The following is a 4,519-nucleotide window of genomic DNA, read 5'->3' as shown; positions in this document are numbered from 1 at the left end:
CGAATGGCTGAAGGGCCGAGCCGGTTTCGTTGATTCGACCACGGTCAAGGTCGGCGACCGCACCGTCACCGCGCGCGACATCGTCATCGCGACGGGTTCGTCGGTCACCCCGTTGCCGGGTGTCGAGGTCGACCAGAAGGTTGTCGTCGATTCGACCGGCGCGCTGGAACTGCCGAAGGTGCCGGGCCATCTGGTGGTCATCGGCGGCGGCGTGATCGGGCTTGAAATGGGCAGCATCTGGCGTCGCCTGGGCGCCAGGGTGACGGTGATCGAGTATCTCGACCAGATCCTGCCCGGCTTTGACGGCGACGTCCGCAAGGAGTCGCTCAAGCTGTTCAAGAAGCAGGGCATCGAGTTCAGGACCGGCACCAAAGTGACCGGCGTCGCGGTGGACGGCGACAAGGCGACCGTGACCGTCGAACCCGCCAATGGCGGCGACGCCGAGACGATCGAGGCGGACAATGTCCTGGTCGCGATCGGCCGGCGTCCGAACACCGACGGCCTGAACCTCGAAGCGGCGGGCCTGTCGGTCAACCAGCGCGGCCAGATCGAGATCGACCACGACTTCGCGACCAAGGTCGACGGCATCTGGGCGATCGGTGATGTGGTCCCCGGCCCGATGCTGGCGCACAAGGCCGAGGACGAGGGCATCGCGGTGGCCGAGAATATCGCGGGTCAGACCGGCATCGTGAACCACGCGCTGATCCCGTCGGTCGTCTATACCCTGCCCGAAATCGCCGGCGTCGGCCTGACCGAAGAAGCGGCGCGGGAAAAGGGCGAGGTCAAGGTCGGCAAGTTCCCGATGGCGGGCAACAGCCGCGCCAAGACCAATCACGAGCCGGACGGTTTCGTGAAGATCATTTCCGACGCCACCAGCGACCGCGTGCTGGGCGTGTGGATCATCACCTCGGTCGCGGGGACGATGATCGCACAGGCGACGCAGGCGATGGAGTTCGGCGCGACCAGCGAGGACATCGCCTATACCTGCCACGCGCACCCCACGCATTCGGAAGCGATCAAGGAAGCCGCGATGGCGGTGCGGGGCAAGCCGATCCACATCTGACGCGCGGATCGCGATGGTTCGAAAGGGGTCGCTGCCGAAATCGGGCAGCGGCCCTTTTTCCTTGGCGTCAGGCCTGGGCGGCGGCGGGCCGCTGACGCGCCAGCAGCAGTGTCATCCAGCCTGATGCCAGCGCCGCATACCACAGTGCCTGATCGCCGATCGCGTGTTCGGCGGTCGCTCCGCCCATCGCCCCGCCGACAAAGGCCAGCCACAGCAGCAAATAGCGCAGCGCCAGCCAGCCCCCGCCCTCACCCATCAGCGCCGCCGCCAGGCTTTGGCCGAGACGGACGAGATTGCCGGTGAAATAGGTGATGCCGATCGTCACCTCACCATTGCGCGTGAACACGCCGTTGATCGCGCCCATTGCCGCCGCCAGCAGTGGCAGGACGATCGGCGGCGATGCCAGCGTGCCGATCGCAGCGGCGCCGAGCAACAGCGTCGCCAATGCCATGACGGCGGCCATCGGCCGGGCAGCGACCGCGCGCGCGGCGATCGCCGCCAGCATCACGCCCGCGACAAACCCCATGACGAGCGTCAGCGCGATCCGCGCGGTATTCCAGTCGCCGTTGCCGAGCGCGGCGGCGCCCTGCGTTGTATTGCCGCTCATGAACGACACGAAAAAGCCGCCCAGCCGGACAAAGGCATAGGCATCCACAAATCCCGCCAGCGCGGCGAGGACAAGGGCGGCAAGCAGAAACGGCGAGGAAGTACGGCGCATGTCCGACGATCTAGGGGTTATCGCATCAAAGCTGAACCCCAGGCGCGCCACAAACATCAATGCCCGGTCGACATCCCCTGTCGACCGGGCATTGTCTGGATTTCACGCTGTCGCAGGTGGGCGGCGCGTCGGTCTTCAGTCGTCCTCAGGGCCGGGGCCAACCATCATTTCCTCGGCCACTTCGGCCGTGCGCGCCCGAATCGCGGCTTCCAGACGCTCACGCAATTCAGCATTGTCGCGCAGGAAGGTCTTGGCGTTCTCACGCCCCTGACCGATCCGCACGCTGTCATAGCTGAACCACGCGCCCGCCTTTTCGACCAGCCCGGCCTTGACGCCCAGGTCGAGGATCTCACCGATCTTGGAAATCCCCTCGCCATACATGATGTCGAACTCGACCTGCTTGAACGGCGGGGCGACCTTGTTCTTGACCACCTTGACGCGGGTCGCGTTGCCGATGATCTCGTCACGATCCTTGATCTGGCCGGTGCGGCGAATGTCGAGCCGGACCGAGGCATAGAATTTCAGCGCATTGCCGCCTGTCGTCGTCTCAGGATTGCCATACATCACGCCGATTTTCATGCGGAGCTGGTTGATGAAGATCACCGTGCAGCGCGACCGGCTGATCGAGCCGGTCAGCTTGCGAAGCGACTGCGACATCAAACGCGCCTGAAGGCCGACATGGCTGTCGCCCATCTCGCCCTCGATCTCGGCGCGCGGGACCAGCGCCGCGACCGAATCGACCACCAGCACGTCAACCGCGTTGGAGCGCACCAGCGTGTCGGTAATCTCCAGCGCCTGCTCACCCGTGTCGGGCTGCGACACGATCAGTTCGTCGATATTGACACCCAGCTTGCGCGCATAAACGGGATCGAGCGCATGTTCGGCATCGACAAAGGCCGCGGTGCCGCCGGTCTTCTGCGCTTCGGCGATGCAATGCAGCGCCAGCGTCGTCTTGCCCGAGCTTTCGGGACCATAAATCTCGATCACACGCCCGCGCGGCAGACCGCCGACGCCAAGCGCGATGTCGAGACCCAGCGAGCCGGTCGAGACCGCCTCCACCTGCATCGTTTCCTTCTGGCCCAGCCGCATGGCCGATCCCTTGCCAAAGGCACGGTCGATCTGCGCCAATGCGGCGTCCAGCGCCTTTTGCCGGTCTGCGTTCGCGGTCGCCATGTCGTTCCCGATCACCTTGAGCTGAGCTGCCATTTGTCGCGTCCTTCGCTAGAGCAACCGCGCGCCGGGTTCAACGCGCGGACCGCCATATAGCCGAGACGGCGCATGAGAACAAGTGGGGAACATGTTTTACTATGCGGCCCAATCGGATCGGTTGGGCGCAATGGGGAACCCTCTGCACGCTTTGGCGCTTTAGCTGCGACAGGAATGCTGCGATGCAGCGCGGCGATTGGTCCCCGGAGAACCGTTTTGCGTTTCCTGAGCAGCCCTGTTCGATTTCTGATCCATTATGTCGCCGCGCGGCCGGTGGCGTTCATGGCGCTGGGGCTGGTGGTCATTGCCGGGGCGGCAAGCTCGGTCGGCGTGCAATATGCGATGAAGCTGCTGATCGACGCGATGACGATGGCGCGCGGGTCGGCCGATCCCGTCTATTGGGCGCTGGCGCTGTTCATCGGGCTGGTCGTCGCCGAAAGCGCGTTGCAGCGCGGCGCCGCGTTCATGCTGGGCCATAACACGGTGGTATCGGGGATCCGCATCCGGCTGGACATGTTCGACCATCTGACCGGTCATCAGCTTCCCTTCTTCCAGACCCAGCGCGCCGGATCGCTGGGGCATCGCATCGGCTCGCTCGCGGGCATCTTCGGCGCGCTGATCCACCGGCTGCTGATGGAAGTGACCCCACCACTGGTGGCGTTCGTCGGCGCGCTGATCGTGTTCGTGACCATCGACATTCGGATGGCCGCCGTGCTGGGCGCGGTGTTCATCGCCGTCACCGCGATCCTGGTGCTCCACGGGCTGAAGGGTCACGTCCATCACCGCGAGTTCGCGCAGAAGGCCGGCATGGTCGGCGGCGAACTGGTCGACCTGATCGGCAACATCTGGGTGGTCAAGGCGTTCGCCGCGCGTCGGCGCGAGCAGGAACGGCTGCGCGATTTTCTGACCGAGGAAGCAGCCGCCCAGCGTCGGGGGTGGTTCTTCGTCGAACGGGTGCGCGGGCTTTACGACATCGCCATGGCGCTGATGGTCGCCGGCACGCTGGTCTGGGCGATCAGCCGCTGGTCGGTGGGCGCGATCACGACCGGCGACGTGGTGGTCATCACCACGCTGACCTTTCGCATGTTGCATGGCGCGCGCGACCTGGCGATGGCGCTGATCGATACCAGCCAGCAGTTCAGCTATCTGTCCGAAACGCTGGAGATCGTCGGCGTGCCGCACACGCTGGGCGACGCGCCCGATGCCCGCCCCATCGAACCGGGCGCCGGCACCGTGCGGTTCGAGGATGTCAGTTTCGGCTATGATCCCGCCCGTCCCGTCCTGCACGACATGTCGTTCGAAGTGCCGTCGGGGCAGAAGGTGGGGATCGTCGGCCCGTCGGGTGCGGGCAAGTCGTCGATCCTGCAACTGGTCCAGCGATTCTATGACGTGGCTGCCGGCGCGGTGCTGATCGACGGACAGCGCGTCGATGCCGTGACGCAGGAAAGCCTGGCGCAGGCGATTGCGATGGTTCCGCAGGAAGTGATGCTGTTCCACCGGACGGTGATGGAAAATATCCGCTTCGCCCGCCC

General features: G+C 65.3%; 4 protein-coding genes. 2 read left to right on the top strand and 2 right to left on the bottom strand.

Features of this window, described 5'->3' with window-relative positions:
- Window positions 1-1,063, top strand: a 1,063-nt coding sequence (locus VL973_RS10550; protein WP_325283978.1) for a dihydrolipoyl dehydrogenase family protein, incomplete at its 5' end; no start/stop codon positions are given.
- A 67-nt stretch (window positions 1,064-1,130) separates the two neighbouring features.
- Here the strand turns inward: VL973_RS10550 and VL973_RS10545 are convergent.
- Complete coding sequence (locus VL973_RS10545; RefSeq protein ID WP_325283977.1) at window positions 1,131-1,781, bottom strand: YoaK family protein; 651 nt, start codon at window positions 1,779-1,781, stop codon at window positions 1,131-1,133.
- Window positions 1,782-1,916: 135 nt separating this feature from the next.
- Window positions 1,917-2,987, bottom strand: coding sequence for a recombinase RecA (gene recA, locus VL973_RS10540; protein ID WP_325283976.1), 1,071 nt, complete (start codon window positions 2,985-2,987; stop codon window positions 1,917-1,919).
- Window positions 2,988-3,203: 216 nt separating this feature from the next.
- Here recA and VL973_RS10535 point away from each other — a divergent pair.
- A partial coding sequence (locus VL973_RS10535; RefSeq protein WP_325283975.1) for an ABC transporter ATP-binding protein occupies window positions 3,204-4,519 on the top strand: 1,316 nt, incomplete at its 3' end.

The sequence above is a fragment of the Sphingomonas sp. genome, assembly GCF_035490575.1.
Lineage (GTDB): Bacteria > Pseudomonadota > Alphaproteobacteria > Sphingomonadales > Sphingomonadaceae > Sphingomonas.
Note: the sequence above shows the minus strand (reverse complement) of the source record. Positions and strands in the feature narration are given on the sequence as shown.

Excerpts from the sequence above, each read along its gene's own strand:
- VL973_RS10545 (WP_325283977.1), bottom strand. The coding sequence starts at position 1,781 with ATGCGCCGTACTTCCTCGCCGTTTCTGCTTGCCGCCCTTGTCCTCGCC.
- recA (WP_325283976.1), bottom strand. The coding sequence starts at position 2,987 with ATGGCAGCTCAGCTCAAGGTGATCGGGAACGACATGGCGACCGCGAAC.